Genomic DNA, 24,132 nt, shown 5'->3' with positions numbered 1-24,132 from the left:
CGCCTGAGGCAGAATCCGGCTCGTGCCCCATGTGCTGGACCTAGGGTCCCGGAAGTTCTGGCAGCTCACCGGTCGACGCGTCGACCTGGAGGGCCGTGAGCGGTGGCTCGATGCCCCGGTGAGCCGGTCGCCGCGGGTGAGCACCGAGTGGCTCCAGGCTGAGGCGGCACGGCACGGAGGCACGCTGGGGGCCGAGGACCCGGCGGCCGGGCTGCTGCCGTCGATGTCCGCCCTCGACGGTCCCGGCTTCGACGCCGATCGGCTGCACCCCGACGTCCGGGACTTCTACGAGCACACGGCGTCCTGGCGGATGGAGGTGTGGACCGGCTGGTCGCCGCTGTTCTGGCCGGGCGGGGAGCTGGTGTCGCGGCTGTGGGGACGACGGGTCGAGCAGCTCGCCCTGCCGATGCGCCCGCTGGACGTGGCGCACGGGATGGACAGCCGGATCACGCCCATCCGGGACCGCCACGGCGACCACGTGGCGTCGGCCTGGACCCGGACCCTGCGCAGTGACGGCCGGCCTGTGTTCAGCGGCGCCTACTCCGCGCGGGCGCTCCCCGGAGCCGACCGCCCGAGCGTGCATGTCGCGTTCCCCCTCGAGTCGGGCAACGTGCAGGTCTTCCTGCGCCCCTCGGTCGTCGGGGACGGCGGATTCCTCCTGGAGTCGCCCAAGGGCCGGTTCGGTGATGACGGCGCCTACGTCGTCGTACGCGACCGAGGGGCTCATGCCGCTCGCGTCCCGCTGCACGAGACCTTCCACGTGTACGTCGACGCACACGGCGTGCTGCGCACCGACCACGAGCTGAGGCTGTGGTCCGCGCCCGCGGTCCGGCTCCACTACAAGCTCGAGCGGGTGTCATGACGATCCACAGCTTCCACCTCGCCGAGGTCCCGCGGCTGGTCGGTGCGCGGGCACTGGTGCGACCCCCGTCCAGGTCGACGCCCGGCCTCGACCACGTCGAGTGCATGTCGCTCATGCGGCTCGGCGCTCCCGTGGTCTCGCTCGACCGACTGCAGCTCACCCGGTTGGCAGTCTTCGCGCAGTGGCAGGACGAGGACGCCCTCGCGCGGTTCCTGGCCCGCGACGCGCTGGGACGCGTGCTGGACCGGGGGTGGCACGTGCGACTGGAGTTCCTCCGCCGGTGGTCGAGTCTCGCCGCTCTGCCGGGGCTGCCGGCGCGCGCCGGCACGTGGGAGCAGGACGAGCCGGTCGTGGCCGTCACGGTAGCCCGGATGCGCCTGCCTGAGCTGCCGCGCTTCCTGCACCACGGCCGGCCAGTGGAGCGACTGGTGCGAGACGATCCGGGCGTCACCCTCGCGGTCGCCGCCCTGCGCCCGCCACAGACCATCTCGACGTTCTCGGTCTGGCGCAGCGTGCGGCAGATGGTCGAGATGGTCCACGGCCGCTCGGACGTGCCCGACCCGGAGCGGCACGCCGCGGCGATGCGCGAGCGGGAGCGCCGCGACTTCCACCACGAGTTCGCGACCTACCGCTTCCGGCCCCTGTCGGAGCACGGCCGGTGGGAGGGGCGGAGCGGGATCGTGCCCGGCGCGGGCGCGCTAGACGGCTGACGTCGTACCGATCAATCCGCCGGGCTGTACTGGTCTCCACGTCACATCCGACGCAGGAAGGGCGAGGGCATGCGACGACTGACCTACGGCATGAACGTGAGCCTGGACGGCTACACCGCCGCACCGGGCGACGACCTCGGCTGGAGCACGCCGAGCGACGAGCTGTTTCAGTGGTGGTCCGACCGGGTCGCGGCGACGGGGCTGGCGCTCTACGGACGCCGCCTGTGGGAGGGGATGAGCTCACACTGGCCGACCGCCGACCAGCAACCGGGCGCCACAGCCGCGGACGTCGAGTACGCCGGCCGGTGGCGCAGCATGCCGAAAGTGGTGTTCTCCTCGACGCCGACACCGGTCGACTGGAACACGCGCCTGGTCACGGGCGACGCGGTCACCGAGATCACCCGGCTCAAGGCCGAGGACGACGGCCCCATGGACATCGGTGGCGCGACGCTCGCCGGGGCGGCGATGCGGGCCGGGCTGATCGACGAGTACCTGCTGCTGACCGCACCGGTCGTGCTGGGTGGCGGCACGCCGTTCTTCGCTGCCCTGGACAGCTGGGTGGACCTGCGCCTGGTGGAGACCCGGACGTTCCCGGGTGGCGTGGTCCTGACGCGGTATGAGACCCGGCGCTGAGCGCCTGGCTCTCCCTCGTGCTCGTAGGCGCTAGGCCCGGCGGTCGCGTCGTCGACGAACCCGAGGCTCCTGGGTGAGCACGCCGACCAGTCGGCGGCACAGCGCCTCGGTCATCTCCTCCGCCCGCCGGGACGCCCGCACCACCTCCCACAGACCCATGGCGCCGAACAGACCCGCGAGCGCGACGGTCAGCGCGACCTCCTCCGCAGGCGCCTCCCCGAGGACCGACATGGCCGCGACCGCAGTCAGGAGGACGGCGCCGCCGACGAGGACGTGGTTGCGAAAGTTCATCACCGTGAAGTGGACCTGCCCCTCCACCCTCGTGCCGCCCGGAGTCTCGGTCAGGGTGCCGTGGAGCACCGGCACCGGGTGCCGCCCGCGCAGGAACCGCACCCGGATCCGACCCTCGCGGACCCGGATCCGCTCCCCCCAGACGCGCCGTCGACGCTCGGCCACGTGGGCGATGTCGTCCGGGGTGCGGCCCGGCACGGTGAACTGGACGGGTCGCTTGCGGGGCACGCGGCGATTCTCTCGTGCTCGGCTCGGGTCCGACGAGACGTCGACCCGTCACCGGCTCCGCGCCGTACGGCGTGTCTGGTCGAGGGAGTGACGGGTCGGCGGGTCGGTCAGCGGGGCTGCAGCCACCAAGGGCTGGTGTAGGCGACGGCGAGGTCGTTGCAGGGATGACCGGCCGGCCCGGGCGTCGCGTTGGGCTGCTCGGGGTCGGAGATGCGCAGCAGCATCCAGTCGCCGTCGGCCACGTCGATGGGGACCTTGAAGCGGTGCACGTCCCCGACGCGGAACTCCTCGACCGCCGCCACGGTCGGCACCTCGACCCCCGGGCGCAGCACCTGCACGGCGAGCTTGCGGCCCAGCCAGGACGCGTCGCGCGCCAGGTCGAGCCGGATCGTCACGGTGCCCTTGCGCATCGGCAGCGTCGAGCCCATCCGGCGCGGCTTGCCGCCCCGCGGGGTCGCGGTCGCGTCGACGCGCAGTCCCGACGTACGCGTGGCGAAGAAGCGGCGCGCCTGCATCGCGGCCTTCACCCCGCGCCGGGAGTGCTCGGTGACCCAGAGGCCGGTGCGACCCTTGCCCTCGGGGTGGCCCCAGTCGACGCCGTGCTCGTCGGTGACGCCGGTGATCCCGGTGCGCCACCCGGCGTTGAGGCAGGCCACCAGGGGTGAGGACCTGCCGTCGGCCCAGCCCTCGAAGAGGTAGTCGTCGCGGCGGTTGAACATCTCCAGCGACACCATCTGGTCGCGCACCCGCGGGTCGAAGTGGAACTCCTGGAAGCGCCCCGGCTCGCGGCCGGGGTGGTTGAAGCCGGCGATGCCGTCGGCGCCACCGCCGAGGACCAGACCCGGCTCGCGACGCAGCCAGGACAGCAGCGGCTGCATCAGCCCGGCCTGCAGGATGTCGACATAGTGCTCGGTGAACCAGACGTTGACGTGCCCGATCAGGGGCTCGGACCACTCGAAGCCGCGGATGGCGGTGAAGGCGCCGTCGACGTTGGCGGCGTCGGCGTACTCCTTCGTCCGGCGCCAGCCGCTGCGGGTCAGGCCGCCGAGCTGGGCGTACTCCGGCGGCAGGATCCCCGAGAGCACGTCGCCCAGCAGGTTGTCGGAGATCGTGGCGTGGTCGGTCAGCGCGGCCACGTCGAGCCCCGCGCTGCGCATCGAGTCGAACGCCAGCTCGGGGTCGCCGTCGCCGTCGGAGAGCAGCGTGTGGTTGTGCAGGTCGGCGTGCACCAGGCGCGTGCCCCGGCGAATCCGCGACCGCCGGGCGGCGCCGCGCACCGCCCGCGTGCCCACGTCGGCGATCGCCGGGGTGTGCGCGCCGAGCACGCCGGCCACCAGCAGCGACGCGCCTGCGCCGCCCAGCGCCGTACGGCGGGAGAGGGGAGCGGCCGGCAGCTGGACGGGCCCGGTGTGGTCGTGGTCGCACATGCCCCCATCAACGCGGAGCCGTCCCTCGGGTCACTGCCGCGGCGGTGAACAGTCGGTGAGCATCCGTGAACATTCGGCTCTGTTTAATCGCTGGCACAGCGGCGTGACGCGGCGGATGCTCGGAGCATGGACATCAAGCAGGTCGATCCCGACTCCGCCGAGGCGGTGCGGGACTTCGTGACGGTCACCAACGCCGTACGACGTGTCGACTCGCCGTGGTCGCACCCGATGACCGAGCGCGGCTGCGCCGGGCAGCTGCGCCACGGCTGGGACGAGGAGCCGGCGATCGGCTTCGTCGGCTACCAGGACGGCGAGCCGGTGGCGACGGGGGAGTGCTCGGTCAGCGAGTGGGACAACCTCCACCTCGCCTGGCTGGACGTGAGCGTGGCTCCCGAGCGGCGCCGCGCCGGCCACGGGTCGGCGATGCTCGAGGCGCTGTCGGGCCGCGCCCGCGAGCTCGGGCGGACCTCGATCGGCATCGGCGGCTGGGAGTCGGCGGCGACGCGGACGTTCGCCGAGCACCACAAGCTGGACTTCAAGGGGCGTGAGGTGTGCCGGCGCCAGGTGGTGACCCAGCTCGACGTCGCCGCCCTGGACCTGGTCCACGAGCAGGCGCGCACGGCGGCGTCGTCGTACGAGATGGTGCGCTGGCTCGCGCACACCCCCGAGGATCAGGTCGACCCCGTCGCGGTGATGACCGGCGCCATCAACGACGCGCCGACCGACGACCTCGACATCGAGGACGAGGTCTTCGCGCCGCAGCGGATCCGCGACTACGAGGCGGCGCAGGAGGCGCAGGGGCATCTGCTGCACCGCGTCGTCGCGCGGCACCGCGAGACCGGTGAGCTGGCCGGGCAGAGCGTGGTGGCGGTCTATCTCGAGCGCCCCGAGCTGGGCGAGCAGCACGACACGTCCGTCGTGCGCGCCCATCGCGGGCACCGGCTCGGGCTGCTGCTCAAGCTCGAGGTGCTGCGTTGGCTGCGCGAGACCCAGCCGCAGCTCGTCTCCATCGACACGTGGAACGCCGAGTCCAACGACCACATGATCGGGGTCAACGAGCTGCTGGGCTATCGGGTGCTCGGGTACACCCCGCTGTTCCAGCGGTCCCTGTGAGAACGGTGAGTACTGAGAACCACCCGTTCGACCCAGTGACCGAGGGGCCCACCCGTGCCTAGTGTCGGACCATGACGATGAAGCTGAGCATGGTCACGATCGACACCCTCGACGCGGAGCCGCTCGCCCGTTGGTGGGCTGAGCAGACCGGGGCTGCGGTCACCCAGACGAACGACGGCTGGTTCGCCGTGGTCGAGGGCGGCGGGCTGCCGGTGATGCTGGCCTTCCAGCAGGTCGAGGACCCGACGCCGGGGAAGAACCGCGTCCACCTCGACCTGTCCACCGACGACCTGGACGCCGAGGTCGACCGGCTGCTCGGTGCCGGGGCGACGCTGGTCGGGCGCCGCGAGATGGGGGACTTCCACTGGGTGACGCTCGCCGACCCGGACGGCAACCAGTTCTGCGTCGCCCAGCACGACTGAGCCACGCCGTCCGTCAGGCGACTCGCATCAGTGCGTGGCGGCGTCGTGAGGCAGCGATCGGTCAGACCAGGTAGCTGTGGGTGCGCTGGAGGCAGGCGGCGGCCTCGGTGACCACCCGGTCGATGAGGGCCTCGCAGGTCGGCAGGTCGTCGAGCACACCGACGACCTGACCCGACGCGAGCACGCCCGCACCTGTGTCGCCCTCGACGAGCCCGGCCTTGAGCATCATCGGGGTGTTGGCGGCGAGCGTCATCTGGGCCAGCGAGCGGCCCTGGGTCTTCTTCATCTCCCGGCCGTCGCGGGCCAGGTCGAGCCAGGACAGGCCGCTCATCTTCTTGAACTCGAGCGTACGGCGCACGGTCGGCGCGAGCCGCTTGACCGGGCTGGACTCCTCGATCTCCTCGACGAGCGCGGTGCGCAGCATCCGGTGGGGCATGCCGTCGACCTTGGCGGTGACGACCGTGCCGTTGACGTCGTGGGAGAGGTAGAGCTCCTTGACCGCCTGCGGGACCGCGCTGTCCTGGGTGAGCAGGAAGCGGGTGCCCATGCCGATTCCGGCTGCGCCGTACGACAGGGCGGCCGCGAGGCCACGCCCGTCGAAGAAGCCGCCGGCCGCGACGACCGGGATGTCGACGGCGTCGAGCACGCTCGGCAGCAGCAGCGTGGTGGGGACCGAGCCGGTGTGGCCGCCGCCCTCACCGCCCTGGATCATCACCGCGTCGGCGCCCCAGCCGGCGACCTTCTCCGCGTGGCGCGGCAGACCGACCGACGGCATCACCACGATGCCGTGGTCCTTGAGCTTGGCGATCAGGTCCTTCTTGGGCGCCAGTGCGAACGACGCGACCTTCACGCCGTGCTTGATCAAGAGGTCGCAGCGGTCGGAGGCGTCACCGGCGTCGGCGCGCAGGTTGACCCCGAAGGGCTGGTCGGTGCGGCCCTTGACCTCGACGATCGCGTGCTCGAGCTCCTCGTAGGTCATCGTCGCGCTGGCCAGGATGCCCAGCCCGCCGGCGTTCGCCGTACCGCTGACCAGGCGGGGGCCGGCGACCCAGCCCATGCCGGTCTGCACGACCGGGTGGCGGACGCCGACCAGCTCGGTGAGCGGGGTGGAGAGCAGCTGCGGGGTGGTCATCTGGTGACTCCGCTCTCGACGGGCGGGACCTCGCGGTCGCGCAGGGTCTTGGGGTCGAGGACCTCGCGGATCAGGATCAGCTCCTGCATCGTGGGGGTCCTGGTCTCGGGGACGTCGCCGTCAACGGTCAGCTCGAAGCCGGTGGCCGCGCGGACGTCGTCGACGGTGACGCCGGGGTGCACCGACAGCAGCCGCACGGTGTCTCCGGCGCCCTTGACGTCGAGGACCGCGAGGTTGGTGACGATGCGGTGGATGTCGTTGTAGCGGGCGGCGCCGGAGCCGGCCTCCTTGGCGTTCTTGGGGCCGACGCCGGAGACGATGTCGACCTTCTCGACGAACACCCGCGGGGAGTGCTTGGGCACCCAGTAGGACGTGCGGTTGTTGACGGTGTTGCCCGGCGCGCCGCGCGAGCCGAGCAGCTGGCGCTTGGGCTGGGCGAAGTCGCCGATGGCCGAGATGTTCTGGTTGCCGTGCCGGTCCACCTGGGTGGCGCCCATCATCACGTGGCGCTTGCCGTAGGCGACCACGTCGAAGACCCGGCGGAACGGGATCCAGCCCTCGACGACGTCGGCCTTGGCGAACAGCGGGGGCACGCCGCCGAGGAAGAGCGACTCGCCGTCGGAGATGACGAGGTCGGGGTTCGAGGTCAGCTTGGCCAGGCGCACGCCCAGCATCGGCAGCATCCCCATCGGGCTGCCGAAGATCTCGCCGTCCTCGGCGAAGGCGTCGGCGATGGCGGCGGCGCAGACCTCGGCGCGGCTGCAGTCGGGTGCGTCACTCATCGTCACTTCTCCTCTGCGTGGAAGGCCTGGACGGCCGCCTGGTAGTCGTCCTCGGACCCGGACAGGAAGCGCGCCTCGAAGGCTGCCCACTCCTCGGGGTCGGCTGCGGCCTTCGCGTAGGCCCTCTGGAACTTCTCGTCGCGCTCGTAGTCGGGCGTGCACGTGGTGAAGTGCGCCCCGTTGGGCGTCTCGACGACGCCGGTGACCATCATCCGGTTGAGCAGCAGCCGCTGCACCGGGGTGTCGACGGTCAGGCCGGCGGTGTCGACGACCTGCTCGACGCTGACGAACGCCTTGTCGGCGGCCATGCAGAAGAGGTCGTCGAAGTAGGGGTCCGGTCCGAGGTACGACGCGTTGCCGTGCGCGTCGGCGCGGTTGAGGTGGACCAGCGCCACGTCGAGACGGAGCGCGGGGACCGCGACCAGCTCGTCGTACTCGCCGTCCTCGGCTGCGTAGGGGCTGGTGACGGTCTTGATGTCCGGGTTGTTGACGAGCACGTCGGAGCCGAGGCCGGCGCGCATCGGCAGGAACGGCAGCCGCTCGGCGGCGGCCTTGAGGCCGGTCTGGAACATGCCCTCGTCGAGCTCGACGATCTCGGGGATCGTGCGGTTCTGGCGCGCCTGCTGGAAGTTCGGCTCCAGCGGGACGGTGTCGAGGGAGACGAAGGCGTAGACGAGCTTGCGGATCTTGCCCGCGCGGGCGAGCAGGCCGACGTCGGCGCCGCCCCACGAGACGATCGTCAGGTCCTTGAGGTCGGAGCGCAGGATCGCGCGGACCAGGGCCATCGGCTTGCGCCGCGGGCCCCAGCCGCCGATGCCGATGGTCATCCCGTCCTCGAGCTGGGCGACGACCTCGTCGATGCTCATGCGCTTGTCGCGCGGCTTCAGGCTCACTTCTTGCTCGCTTTCTCGGTGCCGGCGAACTCGTCGCGCAGCTCGTCGGCCACCCCTGCGAGGTTGAGCTCCATGGTGAAGCCCTGCTCGAAGCGGTAGCTCTTGTTGACGTCGATGGGGTCGATCCCGTTGAGGGCCTCCTTGGCGGCCCGGATGACCCGGGTGTCCTTGGCGGCGATCTCGGCGGCGACCGCGAGGGCCGCGTCGTCGAGCTGATCGCGGGGGACCACCTCGAGGACGGATCCGTGCTGGATGAGGTCCGCGGCCTTGATGGTGCGCGCGGTGAAGTAGAGGGTGCGCATCAGGTGCTGGGGGACCAGGCGGGCCATGTGGGTCGCGGCGCCGAGGGCGCCCTGATTGACCTCGGGGACGCCGAAGAACGCGTCGTCGCTGGCCACCACGCAGTCGGCGTTGCCGACCAGGCCGACGCCACCGCCGACGCAGAAGCCGTTGACCGCAGCGATCACGGGGACCGCGCACTCGTAGACGGCCTTGAAGGCGGCGAAGCAGCCCTTGTTGGCGCCGATCAGCGCGCCGAAGCCCTCGGTGTTCTGCATCTCCTTGATGTCGACGCCGGCGTTGAAGCCCTTGCCCTCGGCGCGCAGCACGACGACCTTCGTCGCCATGTCGGCGCTGGCCTCGTCGAGCGCGGCCGCGACGTCGAACCAGCCTTGGACGGGCAGCGCGTTGACCGGCGGGTAGTCCATCGTGACGACGCGGATCCCGTCGTCGCGCAGGTGTGAGGAGATGCCCATGTTCTGCCTTCCGGTATCCAAACCTAACGTTTGCTTGGTAGCCTAACAGTTGCTTGGTTCGGACGTCGATCATCGATATCAATCATCGATTCACTGGGAGGCTGCTCGTGGCGGTAGGGATGGACCTGACCGGTCGGGTCGTGCTCGTCACGGGCGGGACGAAGGGGATCGGGGCCGGGATCGCGCGGGTCTTCGTCTCGGCGGGGGCGACGGTCGTCACCTGTGCGCGGTCTGCCGTGTCGTCGCTCGCTGAGGGGACGAGTCACCTGCAGTGCGACGTGCGTGACCCTGCCTCCGTCGCTGCGGTGGTGGACGCTGTCGTCGCGGAGCACGGTCGGCTCGACGTCGTCGTCAACAACGCCGGCGGCTCGCCGTACGTGCTGGCGGCGGAGGCCTCGCCCCGGCTGCACTCCAAGGTGATGGACCTCAACTTCTTCGGGCCGCTGCTCGTCGCTCAGGCCGCCAACGCGGTGATGCAGCGGCAGCCGAGCGGGGGATCCATCGTCAACATCTCCTCGATCAGCGCGATCCGGCCCTCGCCGGGGACCGCGGTGTACGGCGCGGCGAAGGCCGGCATCGACTCGCTGACCACCTCGCTGGCGATGGAGTGGGCCCCGAAGGTCCGGATGAACTCGATCAACGTCGGCCTGTGCCGCACCGAGCTGACCGGTGAGCACTACGGCGGCGACGACACCGTCGCCGCGATCGAGCGCACGATCCCCCTGGGCCGGATGGCCCGGCCCGAGGAGGTCGGCCACGTCGCGCTGTTCCTGGCGTCCGACCTCGCGTCGTACGTCAGCGGCGCGAGCGTCGCCTGCCACGGCGGGGGAGAGCCGCCGGTCTTCCTCTCGGTCACCCAAACCCCCTCAGTCAAGGAGAACAAGTGAGCAGGATCCTCGAAGGACGCGTCGCGATCGTCACCGGCGCTGGGCGCGGCATCGGCCGCGAGCACGCGCTGGAGCTGGCCCGCCAGGGCGCGAAGGTCGTCGTCAACGACCTCGGTGCCTCGCTCGACGGCCAGGGCGCCTCCGACGGCCCCGCCCACGAGGTCGTCGCGGCGATCCGGTCGTCGGGGGGCGAGGCGGTGGCCAACGGTGCGGACGTCGCCGACTTCGAGCAGGCCGCGGCCATGGTGCAGCAGGCCATCGACACCTTCGGCGGGCTCGACATCCTCGTCAACAACGCCGGCTTCGTGCGCGACCGGATGCTCGTCAACACCTCCGAGGAGGAGTGGGACGCCGTCATCCGCGTGCACCTCAAGGGCCACTTCGCGCCGCTGCGCCACGCCGGCGCCTACTGGCGCAACGAGGCCAAGGCCGGCCGTCCGCGCGCCGCCCGGGTGATCAACACGTCGTCGGGCGCCGGGCTGCAGGGCTCGATCGGCCAGACGACGTACTCGGCCGCCAAGGCCGGCATCGCGGCGATGACGCTGGTGGCCGCCTCCGAGATGGGCCGCTACGGAGTGACCGTCAACGCGATCGCCCCTGTTGCTCGCACGCGGATGACCGAGGGTGCGTTCCCCGAGATGATGGCGTCGTCCGAAGCCGCCTTCGACGCGATGGACCCCGCCAACAACTCGCCCGTCGTCGCCTGGCTCGCCTCCGAGGACGCCGGCGACGTCACCGGCCGCGTCATCGAGATCGAGGGTGGCCAGATCTGCCTGGAGCAGGGCTGGGCCCACGGGCCCAAGAAGGACATCGGCCGGCGCTGGGAGACCGCCGAGGTCGGCGACGCCCTGCGTGGGCTGATCGCCGACGGCGCCCTGCCGGAGCCGGTGTACGGGACGGCGTGAGGCTGCTCGTTTCACGAGTTAACTCGTGAAACGGTCACTTCCCACATGAAGGTTCACGTGGGAAGTGACCGTTTCGTGTGGTCAGTACGGCCGCAGGCCGCCTGGCGCATCATCCGGCGGATCCGGGCGGCCGTCGCCTCGGGGCGGTAGAGGTCGGCCCAGATCAGCCGGATCATCAGCCATCCCGTCGCCTCGCGTATCCGGTCCTCGCGGACCTTCTCGCGTACGACGGCGTCAGCCGCCGTCTCGCCCTGGCGCAGGAACCGCCCGTACTTCACGCGGCCGTCGAACTCAGCGAGCAGTCCGTGCTCCGGCCACGCCATGTCCGTGATCCCGATCAACGCACCTGAGGGGTCGCGCACTTCGAACTGGAGCACCGGTTCGGGCAGATGCTGCAGCCAGCACAGGTGCCTCCCGCGCGATTCGAAGAGGGACTGTGCTCCCGCCCGCACCAGCCGAACGGTCAGCTGGAGCCGGTGGCTTCCGGGCCAGCGCTCCCGTGCTGCGTGGGCGGCCAGGATCTCGTCCGTCGTCGCGTGGCCGTGATCGACCACCGAGTCCAGCGTCACGACTCCCTGCTCCACGCTGCTGATCGCCGCGTGATCGAGCCCGCACCGCAGAGGTGTCATCGCGAGGTGTCCGCTGGCGCTGAGCAGCACGTCGTCGGGCGTCCACGACCCGGCGTGATAGACCACGTCTCCGATGATGCGGGCCGGCCCGCCGTCGAGACGGGTGACATGGATCCGCTGCAGGTCGGGTTCCCAGGCGCGCAGACCGTGGTCCAGGGCGCCCGAGGTGTGGCTCAGTGCGACCGCGCTGCCGTGCGAGTGCAGTACGGCGTGGGCCCGCAGGAGGTGGCGGTCAGTCTCGTCTGACGCGTCCCAGGTGGTGCGCGCGGTGTAGGCGCCGTGGCGGACACGGGCGATGTGTCGGGCGCGGCGGGCGTTGGTGAGGTCTCGCTGCGTGTAGCCGTGCTCGAGTGCCTCGCGGGTCAGGAACACCTTGTCGGGGTGAAGTCTGAAGAGCTCATCCATGCGGGGAGCCTGCGCCAGATCCGTACGGGGTACGCCGCGACGCGTCGTACCTGTGGAGGGGGTGGCGCCGGCACGGCCCTGTGGATGATCGGTGGCCTGTTCGCGCCGTACTGACCACACGAAACGAGCACTTCCCACGTGGAACTTCGTGTGGGAAGTGACCGTTTCACGAGTTAACTCGTGAAACGGACAGCCCCGCCAACCCCACCAGCCCCTACCGCCGCAGCAACCCCTTGGCCACGTGCGTGACCTGCACCTCGTTGGAGCCGGCGTAGATCATCAGGCTCTTGGCGTCGCGGGCGAGCTGCTCGACGCGATACTCGGCCATGTAGCCGTTGCCGCCGAAGAGCTGCACGGCCTCCATCGCCACGTCGCAGGCGGTGCGGGAGGAGTAGAGCTTGTAGGCCGACGCCTCGGCGAGGTCCATCACGATGCCGGCGCGGCGCATCTCGACGGCGCGGAAGACCATGTTCTGGACGTTGACGCGCGCGACCTCCATCTCGGCGAGCTTGAGCTGGATGAGCTGCAGCTGGGAGATCGGGTTGCCCCACAGCATCCGCTGCTTGGCGTAGTCGAGGCTGAGCCGCTGGCACTCCTCGATGATGCCGAGCGCGAACGTCGTGAGGCCGACGCGCTCGTTGACGAAGTTGGCCCGCGCCGACTCGCGCCCGTCGCCGCCCCCGGCGCCCGATCCGCCGGCGAGCAGCCGATCCCGACCCACCGCGACGTTCTCGAAGAAGAGCTGGCCCGTGGGGGAGGAGGCCATGCCCATCTTCTTCAGCGGCTTCGACCGGGTCAGGCCGGGCATGTCCGCGTCGAGGACGAAGGTGAGCACCGGCTGCTCGCGCCGGTCCACGCCGGAGCCGTCGTCGAGCTTGGCGTAGACGACGATCGTGTCGGCGTAGGGCCCGTTGGTGATGAACGTCTTCTGCCCGTTGAGCACCCACCCGTCGCCGTCCGGCTTCGCGGTCGTGCGCATCCCGCCGAAGGCGTCGGAGCCGGCGTCGGGCTCGGTGATGGCCCAGCTGCCGATGGTCTTGAAGGTCAGCAGGTCCGGCACCCAGCGCCGGCGCTGCTCGAGCGAGCCCATCGCGTTGATGGTCAGCGCCGCCATCCCGGTCGAGACGCCGATCGCGGCCGGGATGCCCATCCCGACCTTGACCAGCTCGATGTTGGCGATCACCTGCTGGGCCGGGTCTGCCGCCTCGGGGGCGGGCTCGTCGAAGGCCTCACCGGCCGCCGCTGCGGTGTCCCGCCGCATCGACCACTCGAACTGCTCCAGCGACGCCTCGCCGATCCCGAACGCGGCGGAGTACTTCCGCACCAGGTCGTACGGCGGGAGCCCCTCGAACTCGAGCTCGTCCTGGAGCGGGCGGATCTCCCGGTCCACGAACTGGCGCACCGCGTCGCGGACGGCGAGGCCGTCCTCGCTCCAGGCGAACATCAGATGCGCTCGATGATGGTGCCCGTCGCCATCGCGCCACCGGCGCACATCGAGATCAGCGCCGTGCTCTTGTCGCGCCGCTCCAGCTCGTGCAGAGCGGTCGTGATCAGTCGGACACCCGTGGAGCCGACGGGGTGGCCGAGCGCGATCGCGCCACCGTTCACGTTGACCTTGTCCATGTCCACGCCGTGCACCTGCGCCCACGACAGCACGACGGAGGCGAAGGCCTCGTTCACCTCGAACAGGTCGAAGTCCGAGATCGCCATGCCGGTGCGTTCGAGCAGCCGCTGGGTCGCGTCGACCGGGCCGTCGAGGTGGTAGTAGGGGTCGGAGCCGACGAGGCAGTGCGTGTGGATCCGCGCCTTGGGGGTCAGGCCGAGGGCGCGGGCGCGGTCCTCGTCCATGATGATCATCGCCGAGGCGCCGTCGGAGATCTGCGACGACGTGCCCGCGGTGTGCAGCCCGTCCTCGAGCACCGGCTTGAGTCGGGCCAGCCCCTCGGGGGTCGTGTCGCGCAGTCCCTGGTCGGTGTCGACGACGCGGGTCTCGCCGGTCGGCTTGCCCTCCTCGTCGAGGATCGGCGCCTCGATCGGCGCGATCTCGCGCTTGAATCGACCCTCGTCGACCGCCGTACGCGCCTTGAGCTGGGAGGCGAGGCCGAACGCGTCGAGGTCCTCGCGGGTGATGCCGCGGTTGCGCGCGATCCGGTCCGCGCCGGTGAACTGGTCGGGCATGTCGATGCTCCAGCTGGCCGGGCGCGGGTCACCGGTGCCGGCGGGGACGCTCGCGCCCAGCGGGATCCGGCTCATCGACTCCACGCCGCAGGCGATGCCGGCGCTGATCGACCCGGCGCGCACCAGGTCGTTGATCAGGTGCGCCGACTGCTGGCCGGAGCCGCACTGCGCGTCGATCGTCGTACCGCCGGTCGCCTGGGGGAGCCCCGCGTGCAGCCACGCGCGGCGGACCATGTCGTTGGACTGCTCGCCGGCCTGGGTGACCACGCCGCCGATGACCTGCTCGATCTCGGCCGCGTCGACGCCGGAGCGCGCGAGCACCTGGGTCATGGCGTGGCCGAGCAGCTCGCCGGGGTGGATCCCCGCCAGCCAGCCCCGGCGCTTGCCGAGGGGGAGACGCAGCGTTTCGACGATGACGGGGTTGCCCATTTCAAGCCTCACTGCAGATGGGGGAGTACGACGCGACGCGGCGTCGTGCGGACCGGTTCGGAAGGTAGAACAGGTTCCTTGGCCCCGGCAAGGACGAGTCCCGCCAGCAGGGAATCGGCGGGAAATCTGGCGACCGGGCTTCCTAACCTACCGAGAGTATGTAAGCATCATCACTAGAACGTGTTCCAGTATCGAGAGGCTGAGTTGTGACCGCTAGCGATGTCCTGCCCGCAGGGTTCGACCCCACCGACCCGGCCATCTACGAGACCCGGGTCCCGCACGAGGAGTTCCTCGCCCTGCGCCAGAAGGCCCCCGTCTTCTGGGTCGAGCAGGACGAGGTCGCCGCTGTCGGGATGCTCGGGGACCAGGGCTACTGGGCGGTGAGCAAGCACGCCGACGTGGCCGCGGTGTCCAAGAACAGCAAGGACTTCTCGACCCACGAGAACGGCGCGATCATCCGCTTCGCCCCCGACATGACGCGCGACCAGGTTGAGTTCCAGCGCGTGATGCTGATCAACCAGGACCCGCCGGACCACACCAAGAGCCGCCGCGTCATCTCGCGCGGCTTCACCCCGCGGGCGATCAACGCCATGCACGAGGTGATGGTGCAGCGCGCCGAGCTGATCGTGAAGGAGGCGTTGGCCCGCGGCGAGGGCGACTTCGTCGAGGAGGTGGCCGCCGAGCTCCCGCTGCAGGCGATCGCCGACCTGCTCGGCGTGCCGCAGGAGGACCGCAAGAAGCTCTTCGAGTGGTCCAACCAGATGCTGTCCTACGACGACCCGACGATCGGGGGCGACCCCGAGGCCGCGTCGATCGAGATCCTCACCTACGCGATGGCGATGGCCGACGAGCGCCGCCGTGAGCCCAAGGACGACATCGTCACCAAGCTGATCACCGCGGACGTCGACGGCGAGGGCCTCAGCGACGACGAGTTCGGATTCTTCGTCATCCTGCTCGCGGTCGCCGGCAACGAGACCACCCGCAACGCGATCACCCACGGGATGAACGCCTTCTTCGAGCACCCCGACCAGTGGGAGCTCTACAAGCGGGAGCGCCCCGAGACGATGGTCGACGAGGTCATCCGCTGGGCGACGCCGGTGACGGTCTTCCAGCGCACCGCGCTCAACGACGTCGAGGTCGGCGGCGTGCCGGTGAAGAAGGGCCAGCGCGTCGGGCTCTTCTACGCCAGCGCGAACCACGACGAGGACGTCTTCGACAACGCGGACACGTTCGACATCATGCGCGACCCCAACCCGCACCTCGCGTTCGGCGGGCACGGTGCGCACTACTGCATCGGCGCCAACCTCGCGCGGCTCGAGGTGAAGGTGATGTTCGAGGCGCTGGCCGACCACTGCCCCGACATCTCCAAGCTCGGCGACCCCGAGCGGCTGCGCTCGGGCTGGATCAACGGCATCAAGCAGCTCCGCGTCAAGTACGCCTGAGTCGCCTGCCCCCAGACACGACGCCCCGTCCTCCTTCCCTCAGGAGTCCGGGGCGTCGTCTCGTACGGCGTCCGACGCTGCCCGCACGGTGCACCCGTCCCTCAGCTAGGCGACGTCCCGGACGCGCACGCTCGCCACCGCCGCGAGCGCCGGCACCAGCGCCCAGAGCAGCAGCGCCAGCACCGCCCCGGTCACTCCCGGGCCCGGTCCTGGCAGGGTTCCCGAGACGGTGTTGGCCAGTGTGCTGGGCACCCAGTCAGCGGCCTCTCCGGCGAGCTGAGCCACCGTCGGCGGCAGGATGAACAGCAGGACCATGGCGGCGGTGACGGCGCCGCCGGGGTTGCGCAGGATCGTGCCGAGGCCGCCGCCGAGCACGGCCCCCACCGCGCCGGTGAAGGTGGACGCGACCAGCAGTCGGGCAACCTCGCCGGCGGGCACCAGGAACTCGTGGTCGACCAGCGGCAGCGAGACGGCGACGGCGGCGATCGTCAGGGCCGTGCCCACCGCCCCGAGCAGGCCGCCGCCGAGCATGATGGCGGTGAGCTGGGCGAGGGTCGCGCGCTCGCGCCGTGGGGAGAGCAGGAACGTCGGCACGACCGTGTGGTGGGCGTACTCGCGCGCGGAGGCGATGGCCCCGAACAGTGAGGTGCCGATCATCGCGTTGAACGAGAAGGCCACCAGTGAGCGCTGGTCCTCCGCGCCGGCGATGAAGCCCTTGCTGCCGTCCATGTCGGTGCCGACGAGCACGGCGACGGCCGTCGTTCCGCTGATCACCAACAGGGCGACGAGGAACCCCCAGGGCATCCGCGTGGTCGCCAGCTTGCGCAGTTCACCGCGCACCAGGCGCAACCAGGTCATGGCGTCGATTCCTCCGTCCAGCGCATGAACAGCTCCTCCAGGGACCCTTCTCTCTGGGTGAGCTCGTGCAGCACCACGCCGGCTGCGAACGCGCGCTCACCGATCTCGCTGAGCGACAGCCCCCGGACCGACAGGGCGCCGTCCTCGAGCATCGACACCTCGGCACCGGCGCGGAGCAGCACACTGCTCAGCGTGGTCGGCTCGTTGGCGCGCACGGCGACGTCGCTGTGCTGCAGGTCCGCCAGTGCCCCGCTGGTGACCAGCCGGCCGTGGTGGAGGACCACCACGTCGTCGGCGAGGTGCTCGATCTCACCGAGGAGGTGGCCGGAGACGAAGACGGTGGCGCCGCGATCCGCACTGGTGCGGAGCAGGTCGCGCAGCTGCAGGATGCCCTGGGGGTCGAGGCCGTTGCCGGGCTCGTCGAGGATCAGCACCGGCGGGTCGCCGAGCAGCGCACCGGCCAGGCCCAGCCGCTGGCGCATGCCGAGCGAGTACGCACCGACGCGGCGCTCGCGCGCCTCCTCGAGCCCGACGATGTCGAGCACCTCGTCGACACGCCTGGTCTCGATGCCAGCGCTGTCGGCGAGGACGCGCAGGTGCTGACGACCGCTGCGGCCCGGGTGGAACGCGTCGGCCTCCAGCGCGACCCCCACGGTGCGGGTCGGGTCGGGCAGGTCGCGGTAGCGGCGGCCCCCGATGGTCGCGTGACCCTGCTGGGCCTTCGCGAGGTCGAGCAGCACCTTCATCGAGGTGGTCTTGCCGGACCCGTTCGGGCCGAGGAAGCCGGTCACCCGCCCGGGCCGCGCCGTGAACGACAGATCGTCGACGACGGCCGTGTCGCCGTAGCGCTTGGTGACGTGGTCGAACTCGAGTGCGTGCATACGGTGCCCCTCAGGACGATCACGAGGTGGATGCGACCGACCTCCAGGCTGGCGGGTCCGGGCTTGCGGCGGCAGAGGCGAAGGTCATCGACCCCGGCTCGTTGTAGGGTCACGGGGGTCCGGCGGGGATCGGCTCGGCGCTGGACGGGGAGGGAGACCGGATGCAGGAGCGCTCGGCCCACACCCCGGCCTACGACGCCGTCGACCTCGCGACCTGCGACCGCGAGCCGATCCACATCCCCGGCGCGGTCCAGCCACACGGCGTGCTCCTCGCCCTCGACGCCGGCCTCGACGCCATCGCGATGGCCTCCGCGAACTGCGCCGCGATGCTCGGCATCGCCGCTGACGACGCGCTGGGCCAGGCCCTGCGGGAGGTCGGCGGCGCCGAGCTGGAGAAGGCCGTGGCCGAGCAGGCGCGGCTCGGCTTCCCCGGCGAGTCGCTGGTGCTGATGCTCGACGAGGTACGCCGCGGCGAGCTGGCCGGCGCCGAGGTCGACGTACGCGTCCACCGCTCAGGGGAGCGTGTGATCGTCGAGATCGAGGGCCGGGGCCGGGAGACCTCGATGATGTCGCTGCGCTCGGCGCGCACGGTGATCGGCCGCCTGGCGGGGGCGGGGTCCGCGCAGGGCCTGGCCGACAGGCTGACGCGCGAGATCCGCGAGCTCACCGGCTTCGACCGGGTGATGGTCTACCGCTTCGACCGCGACTGGAACGGCGAGGTGTTCGCCGAGGACGTGCGCGCCGACCTGAACTCCTTCTTCGGCCTGCACTACCCGGCCACCGACATCCCCGCCCAGGCGCGCCGGCTCTACACGGTCAACTGGACCCGGTTGATCGCGGACCTCTCCTACGAGCCGGTGCCCCTGCAGCCGGTGCTCGACCCTGCGACGGGGGCGCCGCTCGACCTGTCGCACGCCACGCTGCGCAGCGTCTCGCCGATCCACGTGGAGTACCTCACCAACATGGGGGTCACCGCCTCGATGTCGGTGTCGCTGGTGGTCGACGGTCAGCTGTGGGGGCTGGTGGCGTGCCACCACTACTCCGGTCCGCACCGGCCCAGTCAGGACGCCCGCTCGGCCGCGGAGTTCCTGGGCCAGGTCGCCTCGCAGATGATCGTCGACCGTGAGCGGGCCGACGATCGAGAGGCCGAGCTGGCCACGCAGGGGGTGCTCTCCGCGATCACCTCGCGCCTGTCGGCGTCCGAGCGCGGCACCCTCGAGGCGGCCGTCGCCGATCCCGAGATGCTCGACCTCGTCGGCGCCCACGGCGTCGCGCTGCTGTACGACGGCATGCTGCTGACCGCGGGGACCGTCCCCGAGCCTTCGGTGCTCGACCGGATCGCGGAGGTGCTGGAGCGGCCCGACCACTACGCGTCCTGGGACGACCACCTCGGGGATCGTGACCCGGAGCTCGCGGCGGTGGCCGACATCGCGGCCGGGGCGCTGCGACTGGGGACGACTCCGGGCCGCTGGCTGCTCTGGCTGCGCCCGGAGCTGCAGCAGGTGGTCGAGTGGGGCGGTGACCCGACCAACAAGCTGCTCGCGGAGGCGGAGGGGCCGGAGGTCCGGCTCAGCCCGCGCAAGTCCTTCGAGAAGTGGCAGCAGCGGGTGCAGGGGCACAGCGCCGAGTGGCTGCCCTGGCAGGTCGCGGCCGCCGACGCCCTGGGTAGGCACATGGCCGGGCTGCTGCTGGCCGACGCCCGCGAGCAGATCGCGATGGCCGAGTCGCTGCAGCGCAGCGTGGTGCTCGACCGGGCGCCACAATTCGCCGGCGTGGAGCTCGCGGCCCGCTATCTCCCGGCGTCCGCCTTCCAGCTGGGTGGAGACTGGTGGGACGCCTTCGAGCTCCCGGACGGTCGGCTGGCGCTGGTGGTGGGCGATGTCGCCGGGCACGGGGTCTCGGCGGCCTCGGCGATGACCCAGCTGCGCACGGCGCTGCGGGCCTATCTCTATGAGGGACACGCGCCGGCCCAGTGCCTCGACCGCCTCGACCTGCTCATGGACGGCCTGCTCGACCAGCGTGTGGCCACCGCGATCGTGGTGGTGGTGGATGCCGCGACCGGTGTTGCGGACGTGGCGTCGGCCGGGCACCCTGCGCCGATCCTCGTCGCAGACGGCGAGGCGTGCGAGGTGGCGGTCGATGCACGCCCCCTCCTCGGCGTCGGCATCAGCGGCGCGGAGCAGCTGCGCCTGCAGCTCGAGGTGGGGCAGACGCTGTTGCTCTTCTCCGACGGTGTCGTCGAGCGTCGCGGCGAGGACATCAACGACGGCACCGAGCGCCTTCGCGACCTGGCGGCGCGTCCTGTCCCGGGCGCCGACCTGGACGCCTGGGTGGACGGGCTCCTCGTCGACCAGGCCCGCACGGACGACGACACGACCGTGCTCGCCGTACGCCGCTCCCGCCAGCTGTAACGCGGGGTTACGGCCACTACCGGAGCGCTCTACCGCGGTGGTAGTGGCGCTGACCACGCGTTACATGCGGGGGTGGGTACGGCGCGGGGCGGGCGTCGCGGCTCAGCTGGCGGTGGCGTGCTCGGCTCGGCGCTGCCCGAGGAGCCAGCGGCGCACGGCCTCCGCGATGACGCCCTCGTTGAGTCGGTCGACCGGGACGACCAGGGTGGGGATGCCGTCGTCGTCGAGGACCAGGACGCCGTAGTGGAGCCACTCGTGGGTCGCGCCGACGCGGATGTCGAGGCCGGCGAGATCGTGGTCACCGTACGTCGCGACGGCGAGCTGTCGACCGTCGCTCAGCTGAGCGTCGATGTGGGTCGTGGTGGACCCCCACGCGTGGCCGGGGATCCAGCTGAGGTCGTAGGCAACGCGCACGACCGTGGCAGTGAGGGGGGCGGCTGTGATGATCACGGGTTCGCTCCAGAAGGTCGTCGACGTCGGAAGCGGTTGTGCACGGGGCACGCCGCCATGACCTAAGAACGGCGTCCGCGGAGGCGAAGTTGAGGTCTCAACGAGACTTCTCGGGCAAAATCCGCGCACCCGCCGTCGGAGGCACGCCCCACGCCCATGTAACGCGGGGTTATGCGACCTGCCACAGCGAAATATCGCTGCGATAGTCGAGATAACCCCGCGTTACATGGGGCCGGCCGGGCTGAGGCCAGCAGCTAGCCCCGGGCGTACGACGTGCCGCGGCGTCAGCGAGCGGTGAGGATCTGCGGGCCGTCGGCGGTGATGGCGATCGTGTGCTCGCTGTGGGCGCCGCGCGAGCCGTCGGCGCTGCGCAGCGTCCAGCCGTCGGGGTCGGTGACGATCTCGTCGGTGGTGTGCAGGAACCACGGCTCGATCGCGATGACCAGGCCCTCGGCCAGCTTGAAGCCGCGGCCGGCGCGACCGTCGTTGGGGATGTGCGGGTCGCCGTGCATGGTGCGCCCGACGCCGTGTCCACCGAACTGGGTGTTGATCCGCAGCCCCGCCTCCCGGGCGACGCCCGCGATGGCGGCGGAGATGTCGCCGATCCGGTTGCCGACGGTCGCGGCCGAGATGCCGGCGGCGAGCGCTCGCTCGGAGACGTCGATGAGGCGCAGGTCCTCCTCGCGCGGCGTACCCACGACGACGCTGATCGCCGAGTCGCAGACCCAGCCGTCGACCGCGACCGCGAAGTCGAGGCTGAGCAGGTCGCCGTCGCGGAGCCTGTAGTCGTGGGGGAGTCCGTGCAGGACCGCGTCGTTGACGGACGTGCACAGCACCTTGCCGAACGGCGAGGCACCGAAGGAGGGGTGGTAGTCGATGTAGCACGACTCCGCGCCGCGCTCGCGGATCATCTGGTGGGCCAGGGCGTCCAGCTCGAGCAGGTTGACGCCGACGTCGGCGGCCTCGGAGAGGGCGGTGAGGACCTCGGCGACGAAGCGGCCGGCGGGTCGCATCTCCTCGATCTGGGCAGGGGTACGGAGCTCGATCACGGGTCCAGCCTAGGCGGGTGCTCGGCCGGTAGCGGAATCCCTGGAGGGTGACCCGCGAGTAGCTGGAGATGTCCACGCACCACATGCGTGAACATCTCCAGCTACCCGCTGGTCGCCACCCTCGGGCTCAGCTCCCCGGCCGCTCCGCGCCCACGACCCACATCGCGAAGAACTGCGACCCGCCGCCGTAGGCGTGCCCCAGCGCGCGTCGTACGCCGTCGACCTGGTGCTCGCCGGCCTGGCCGCGGGCCTGCAGAGCCGCCTCGGCGAAGCGCAGCATGCCTGAGGCGCCGATCGGGTTGGACGACAGCACGCCGCCGGAGCAGTTGATGGGGATCCGGCCGTCCATCGCGGTCTCGCCGGCCTCGGTGAGCTTCCAGCCCTCGCCCTCGGCGGCGAAGCCGAGGTTCTCCAGCCACATCGGCTCGAACCACGAGAACGGCACGTAGATCTCGGCAGCGTCGATCTCGTCGATCGGGCTGGTGATCCCCGCCTGCTTCCACAGCGCGGCCGCGGCCTCCTGGCCGGCCTGCGGGTTGACCTGGTCGCGCTCGGCGGCGGTCGTCGGCTCCGAGCGCATCACGGTGCCGTGGATCCACGCGGGCGAGGTCGCCGACCGTGCGGTGTCCTCGTCGCCGATCACCATCGCGCAGGCGCCGTCGGAGGAGGGGCAGGTCTCGTCGTAGCGGATCGGGTCCCACAGCATCTGCGAGGCCAGCACCGACTCGACCGTGGTGTCCTTGTTGCGCAGGTGCGCATAGGGGTTGCGCAGCGCGTTCTGCCGGTCCTTGGCCGCCACGATCGCCCCCACGTGCAGGGGTGCGCCAGAGCGACGGATGTAGGACCGCACGTGCGGCGCGAAGTAGCCGCCCGCCCCAGCGTGCACCGGCATGATGAACGGCACCGGCACCGACAGCGCCCACATCGCGTTCGACTCCGACTGCTTCTCGTAGGCCACGGTCAGCACCCGCTTGTGCACCCCGGCCTGGACGAGCGAGGCGGCGACGATTGCGGTCGAGCCGCCCACCGAGCCGGCCGTGTGCACGCGCAGCAGCGGCTTGCCCGCGGCGCCGAGCGCCTCGGCGAGGTAGAGCTCGGGCATCATCACGCCCTCGAACAGGTCGGGCGCCTTGCCGACGACGATCGCGTCGATGTCGTCGAAGGTCATCTGGGCGTCCTCGAGGGCCCGGTCGATGGCCTCGCGGCACAGCCCGGCCATCGAGACGTCCTCGCGCTTGGCCCGGTGGTGGGTCTGACCGACCCCGACCACGGCGGCGAGCTGCTTGCCCATCAGCTGTTCCCTTCCATCACGCACACGAGGTTCTGCTGCAGCACCGGTCCCGAGGTGGCGTGCGCGAGCACCTTGCTCGCGGAGCCGTCCCAGACCTGGCGGGCGGCCTCGCCGATGCGGTTGAGGCCCGCGGTGAACATCGGGTTGGCGACCAGTGCACCGCCCGAGGGGTTCACGCGTACGTCGTCGGGCAGGCCCAGCGCCGAGCGCAGCACCAGCTCCTGGTGGCTGAACGGCGCGTGCAGCTCCGCCACCTGGACGCCGTCGGTGTCGAGGCCCCGGGCCGCGGCCGAGGTGGAGGCGGAGACAGTCAGATCACGCGCGCCGAGGTGCAGCGGGTCGACGTTGTGCGCGATGCCGGTGATCCACGCCGGGCGCTGGGTGACCGAGCGGGCCCGGTCGTCGGCGGCCAGCACGATCGCGGAGGCGCCGTCACTGACCGGCGCGCAGTCGTGCTTGCGCAGCGGGTCGGCATAGACGGGGCGGGCCAGCAGCTCCTCGACCGACGAGCCGCCGCTGCGGATGGCGTACTCGTTCTTCTCGGCGTCGCTCAGCGAGCGGTTGGCCACCTCGGCCATCGCCTGCTCGTCCCATAGCCCGGCCTCCATGCCCAGGCGGGCCTGGAGCCCGGCCAGCGACACGGTGTCGGGCCACAGCGGCGTCATCGAGTAGGGGTCCAGCTGCATCGCCATGGTGCGGCGCAGGACACCGGCAGAGGCCTTGCCGAACCCGTAGACCAGCGCGGTGTCGACCTCGCCGGTCTGGATCTTCAGCCAGGCCTCGTAGAGCGCCCAGGCCGCGTCCATCTCCACGTGCGACTCGTTGACGGGTGGCAGCGCGCCGATCGCGTCCACCGCCGACACGAAGGAGAAGGAGCGCCCGGCCAGGTAGTCGGAGGACCCCGAGCACCAGAAGCCGATGTCCTTGCGGGTGAAGCCGGTCTGCTCGTAGAGCTCGGCGAAGATCGGGACCAGCATCTCCACGCAGGTGGGGGAGCCGTCGAACTCCTTCATCTGTCGCTGGGCGAACCCGACGACCGCTACGTCTCTCACAGTCTCGTAGTCCTTCG

At 71.1% G+C, this 24,132-nt stretch carries 25 protein-coding genes; 10 read left to right on the top strand and 15 right to left on the bottom strand.

The genetic code is table 11. The annotated features are described in order from the left end of the window. Positions 1–22: 22 nt before the first annotated feature. The 3 genes from ACYU7L_RS02465 (at position 23) to ACYU7L_RS02455 (ending at position 2,205) form a co-directional block, all read left to right on the top strand. A complete protein-coding gene (locus ACYU7L_RS02465; RefSeq protein ID WP_460793598.1) occupies positions 23–862 on the top strand; it encodes a hypothetical protein in 840 nt (279 codons plus the stop codon). After that, entirely contained in the window at positions 859–1,572 is a 714-nt protein-coding gene (locus ACYU7L_RS02460; RefSeq protein ID WP_460793597.1) for a hypothetical protein, read from the top strand. The genes ACYU7L_RS02465 and ACYU7L_RS02460 overlap by 4 nt, the downstream gene beginning before the upstream one ends. 69 nt (positions 1,573–1,641) lie before the next feature. Continuing rightward, positions 1,642–2,205, top strand: a complete 564-nt coding sequence (locus ACYU7L_RS02455; RefSeq protein ID WP_460793596.1) for a dihydrofolate reductase family protein — start codon at positions 1,642–1,644, stop codon at positions 2,203–2,205. 30 nt (positions 2,206–2,235) lie between these two features. Here the strand turns inward: ACYU7L_RS02455 and ACYU7L_RS02450 are convergent, their stop codons facing one another. Together ACYU7L_RS02450 and ACYU7L_RS02445 are read right to left on the bottom strand one after the other, a co-directional pair. After that, positions 2,236–2,724, bottom strand: coding sequence for a hypothetical protein (locus ACYU7L_RS02450; RefSeq protein ID WP_460793595.1), 489 nt, complete (start codon positions 2,722–2,724; stop codon positions 2,236–2,238). A 107-nt stretch (positions 2,725–2,831) separates the two neighbouring features. Continuing rightward, positions 2,832–4,151, bottom strand: coding sequence for a CehA/McbA family metallohydrolase domain-containing protein (locus tag ACYU7L_RS02445; RefSeq protein WP_460793594.1), 1,320 nt, complete (start codon positions 4,149–4,151; stop codon positions 2,832–2,834). A gap of 126 nt (positions 4,152–4,277) precedes the next feature. Here ACYU7L_RS02445 and ACYU7L_RS02440 point away from each other — a divergent pair, with 126 nt between their 5' ends. Beyond that, positions 4,278–5,264 carry a GNAT family N-acetyltransferase gene (locus ACYU7L_RS02440; protein ID WP_460793593.1) on the top strand — a complete coding sequence of 329 codons (987 nt, stop codon included), beginning with the start codon at positions 4,278–4,280 and terminating at the stop codon, positions 5,262–5,264. A 71-nt stretch (positions 5,265–5,335) separates the two neighbouring features. After that, positions 5,336–5,686, top strand: coding sequence for a VOC family protein (locus ACYU7L_RS02435; RefSeq protein WP_460793592.1), 351 nt, complete (start codon positions 5,336–5,338; stop codon positions 5,684–5,686). A 61-nt stretch (positions 5,687–5,747) separates the two neighbouring features. Here the strand turns inward: ACYU7L_RS02435 and ACYU7L_RS02430 are convergent, their stop codons facing one another. Genes ACYU7L_RS02430 through ACYU7L_RS02415 form a run of 4 tightly spaced genes read right to left on the bottom strand, consistent with a single transcriptional unit; the run spans position 5,748 to position 9,248 of the window. Next, positions 5,748–6,818 carry an NAD(P)H-dependent flavin oxidoreductase gene (locus tag ACYU7L_RS02430; RefSeq protein WP_460793591.1) on the bottom strand — a complete coding sequence of 357 codons (1,071 nt, stop codon included), beginning with the start codon at positions 6,816–6,818 and terminating at the stop codon, positions 5,748–5,750. Beyond that, positions 6,815–7,600: a CoA-transferase subunit beta gene (locus tag ACYU7L_RS02425; protein ID WP_460793590.1), complete on the bottom strand. Its 786-nt coding sequence runs from the start codon at positions 7,598–7,600 to the stop codon at positions 6,815–6,817. The genes ACYU7L_RS02430 and ACYU7L_RS02425 overlap by 4 nt, the downstream gene beginning before the upstream one ends. 2 nt (positions 7,601–7,602) lie before the next feature. Continuing rightward, positions 7,603–8,493, bottom strand: a complete 891-nt coding sequence (locus ACYU7L_RS02420; protein WP_460793589.1) for a CoA transferase subunit A — start codon at positions 8,491–8,493, stop codon at positions 7,603–7,605. Further along, on the bottom strand, positions 8,490–9,248 hold the full coding sequence (locus ACYU7L_RS02415) for an enoyl-CoA hydratase family protein (RefSeq protein WP_460793588.1): 759 nt from the start codon (positions 9,246–9,248) through the stop codon (positions 8,490–8,492). Before ACYU7L_RS02415 ends, ACYU7L_RS02420 begins: the two co-directional genes overlap by 4 nt. 119 nt (positions 9,249–9,367) lie before the next feature. Here ACYU7L_RS02415 and ACYU7L_RS02410 point away from each other — a divergent pair, with 119 nt between their 5' ends. Further along, positions 9,368–10,135 carry an SDR family oxidoreductase gene (locus tag ACYU7L_RS02410; RefSeq protein ID WP_460793587.1) on the top strand — a complete coding sequence of 256 codons (768 nt, stop codon included), beginning with the start codon at positions 9,368–9,370 and terminating at the stop codon, positions 10,133–10,135. Continuing rightward, on the top strand, positions 10,132–11,040 hold the full coding sequence (locus ACYU7L_RS02405) for an SDR family oxidoreductase (protein ID WP_460793586.1): 909 nt from the start codon (positions 10,132–10,134) through the stop codon (positions 11,038–11,040). The genes ACYU7L_RS02410 and ACYU7L_RS02405 overlap by 4 nt, the downstream gene beginning before the upstream one ends. Positions 11,041–11,093: 53 nt before the next feature. On the opposite strand, the gene ACYU7L_RS02400 is transcribed toward ACYU7L_RS02405, so the two are convergent. Next, positions 11,094–12,074: a hypothetical protein gene (locus ACYU7L_RS02400; RefSeq protein ID WP_460793585.1), complete on the bottom strand. Its 981-nt coding sequence runs from the start codon at positions 12,072–12,074 to the stop codon at positions 11,094–11,096. Between ACYU7L_RS02400 and ACYU7L_RS02395 the strand changes: the two genes are divergently transcribed. Then, positions 12,051–12,188 carry a hypothetical protein gene (locus ACYU7L_RS02395; RefSeq protein WP_460793584.1) on the top strand — a complete coding sequence of 46 codons (138 nt, stop codon included), beginning with the start codon at positions 12,051–12,053 and terminating at the stop codon, positions 12,186–12,188. The two genes, ACYU7L_RS02400 and ACYU7L_RS02395, sit on opposite strands and share 24 nt — an antisense overlap. A gap of 100 nt (positions 12,189–12,288) precedes the next feature. Here ACYU7L_RS02395 and ACYU7L_RS02390 read toward each other — a convergent pair whose 3' ends face one another. After that, on the bottom strand, positions 12,289–13,518 hold the full coding sequence (locus ACYU7L_RS02390) for an acyl-CoA dehydrogenase family protein (RefSeq protein WP_460793583.1): 1,230 nt from the start codon (positions 13,516–13,518) through the stop codon (positions 12,289–12,291). Further along, entirely contained in the window at positions 13,518–14,681 is a 1,164-nt protein-coding gene (locus tag ACYU7L_RS02385) for a steroid 3-ketoacyl-CoA thiolase (RefSeq protein WP_460793582.1), read from the bottom strand. The genes ACYU7L_RS02390 and ACYU7L_RS02385 overlap by 1 nt, the downstream gene beginning before the upstream one ends. A gap of 206 nt (positions 14,682–14,887) precedes the next feature. Here ACYU7L_RS02385 and ACYU7L_RS02380 point away from each other — a divergent pair, with 206 nt between their 5' ends. Then, positions 14,888–16,123: a cytochrome P450 gene (locus ACYU7L_RS02380; RefSeq protein WP_460793581.1), complete on the top strand. Its 1,236-nt coding sequence runs from the start codon at positions 14,888–14,890 to the stop codon at positions 16,121–16,123. A gap of 105 nt (positions 16,124–16,228) precedes the next feature. On the opposite strand, the gene ACYU7L_RS02375 is transcribed toward ACYU7L_RS02380, so the two are convergent. Both ACYU7L_RS02375 and ACYU7L_RS02370 read right to left on the bottom strand, forming a co-directional pair. After that, a complete protein-coding gene (locus ACYU7L_RS02375) occupies positions 16,229–16,981 on the bottom strand; it encodes a hypothetical protein (protein ID WP_460793580.1) in 753 nt (250 codons plus the stop codon). Continuing rightward, a complete protein-coding gene (locus ACYU7L_RS02370) occupies positions 16,978–17,862 on the bottom strand; it encodes an ABC transporter ATP-binding protein (protein ID WP_460793579.1) in 885 nt (294 codons plus the stop codon). Before ACYU7L_RS02370 ends, ACYU7L_RS02375 begins: the two co-directional genes overlap by 4 nt. A 161-nt stretch (positions 17,863–18,023) precedes the next feature. Between ACYU7L_RS02370 and ACYU7L_RS02365 the strand changes: the two genes are divergently transcribed. Continuing rightward, the gene (locus ACYU7L_RS02365; RefSeq protein WP_460793578.1) at positions 18,024–20,273 is read left to right on the top strand and encodes a SpoIIE family protein phosphatase; all 2,250 of its coding nucleotides are present in this window, start codon (positions 18,024–18,026) and stop codon (positions 20,271–20,273) included. A 102-nt stretch (positions 20,274–20,375) separates the two neighbouring features. Here ACYU7L_RS02365 and ACYU7L_RS02360 read toward each other — a convergent pair whose 3' ends face one another. The 4 genes from ACYU7L_RS02360 to ACYU7L_RS02345 all read right to left on the bottom strand — a co-directional run bounded on the left by ACYU7L_RS02360 (position 20,376) and on the right by ACYU7L_RS02345 (position 24,115). Further along, a complete protein-coding gene (locus ACYU7L_RS02360) occupies positions 20,376–20,723 on the bottom strand; it encodes a hypothetical protein (RefSeq protein WP_460793577.1) in 348 nt (115 codons plus the stop codon). A 284-nt stretch (positions 20,724–21,007) separates the two neighbouring features. Continuing rightward, positions 21,008–21,772 carry a type I methionyl aminopeptidase gene (map, locus tag ACYU7L_RS02355; protein ID WP_460793576.1) on the bottom strand — a complete coding sequence of 255 codons (765 nt, stop codon included), beginning with the start codon at positions 21,770–21,772 and terminating at the stop codon, positions 21,008–21,010. 127 nt (positions 21,773–21,899) lie between these two features. Continuing rightward, positions 21,900–23,063 (bottom strand): thiolase domain-containing protein, encoded by a 1,164-nt coding sequence (locus ACYU7L_RS02350; RefSeq protein ID WP_460793575.1) that lies wholly within the window; start codon positions 23,061–23,063, stop codon positions 21,900–21,902. Further along, complete coding sequence (locus ACYU7L_RS02345; RefSeq protein ID WP_460793574.1) at positions 23,063–24,115, bottom strand: thiolase domain-containing protein; 1,053 nt, start codon at positions 24,113–24,115, stop codon at positions 23,063–23,065. The genes ACYU7L_RS02350 and ACYU7L_RS02345 overlap by 1 nt, the downstream gene beginning before the upstream one ends. Between the last annotated feature and the right edge of the window lie 17 nt (positions 24,116–24,132).

The organism is Nocardioides pacificus (assembly GCF_054775955.1).
The sequence above is the reverse complement of the archived record's forward strand: the minus strand, read 5'-3'. Positions and strand labels throughout refer to the sequence as shown.

Excerpts from the sequence above, each read along its gene's own strand:
- ACYU7L_RS02390 (WP_460793583.1), bottom strand. The coding sequence starts at position 13,518 with ATGTTCGCCTGGAGCGAGGACGGCCTCGCCGTCCGCGACGCGGTGCGC.
- ACYU7L_RS02440 (WP_460793593.1), top strand. The coding sequence starts at position 4,278 with ATGGACATCAAGCAGGTCGATCCCGACTCCGCCGAGGCGGTGCGGGAC.
- ACYU7L_RS02385 (WP_460793582.1), bottom strand. The coding sequence starts at position 14,681 with ATGGGCAACCCCGTCATCGTCGAAACGCTGCGTCTCCCCCTCGGCAAG.
- ACYU7L_RS02350 (WP_460793575.1), bottom strand. The coding sequence starts at position 23,063 with ATGGGCAAGCAGCTCGCCGCCGTGGTCGGGGTCGGTCAGACCCACCAC.
- ACYU7L_RS02365 (WP_460793578.1), top strand. The coding sequence starts at position 18,024 with ATGCAGGAGCGCTCGGCCCACACCCCGGCCTACGACGCCGTCGACCTC.
- ACYU7L_RS02425 (WP_460793590.1), bottom strand. The coding sequence starts at position 7,600 with ATGAGTGACGCACCCGACTGCAGCCGCGCCGAGGTCTGCGCCGCCGCC.
- ACYU7L_RS02375 (WP_460793580.1), bottom strand. The coding sequence starts at position 16,981 with ATGACCTGGTTGCGCCTGGTGCGCGGTGAACTGCGCAAGCTGGCGACC.
- ACYU7L_RS02445 (WP_460793594.1), bottom strand. The coding sequence starts at position 4,151 with ATGTGCGACCACGACCACACCGGGCCCGTCCAGCTGCCGGCCGCTCCC.
- ACYU7L_RS02430 (WP_460793591.1), bottom strand. The coding sequence starts at position 6,818 with ATGACCACCCCGCAGCTGCTCTCCACCCCGCTCACCGAGCTGGTCGGC.
- ACYU7L_RS02455 (WP_460793596.1), top strand. The coding sequence starts at position 1,642 with ATGCGACGACTGACCTACGGCATGAACGTGAGCCTGGACGGCTACACC.
- ACYU7L_RS02410 (WP_460793587.1), top strand. The coding sequence starts at position 9,368 with ATGGACCTGACCGGTCGGGTCGTGCTCGTCACGGGCGGGACGAAGGGG.
- ACYU7L_RS02460 (WP_460793597.1), top strand. The coding sequence starts at position 859 with ATGACGATCCACAGCTTCCACCTCGCCGAGGTCCCGCGGCTGGTCGGT.
- ACYU7L_RS02400 (WP_460793585.1), bottom strand. The coding sequence starts at position 12,074 with ATGGATGAGCTCTTCAGACTTCACCCCGACAAGGTGTTCCTGACCCGC.
- ACYU7L_RS02370 (WP_460793579.1), bottom strand. The coding sequence starts at position 17,862 with ATGCACGCACTCGAGTTCGACCACGTCACCAAGCGCTACGGCGACACG.
- ACYU7L_RS02435 (WP_460793592.1), top strand. The coding sequence starts at position 5,336 with ATGACGATGAAGCTGAGCATGGTCACGATCGACACCCTCGACGCGGAG.
- ACYU7L_RS02415 (WP_460793588.1), bottom strand. The coding sequence starts at position 9,248 with ATGGGCATCTCCTCACACCTGCGCGACGACGGGATCCGCGTCGTCACG.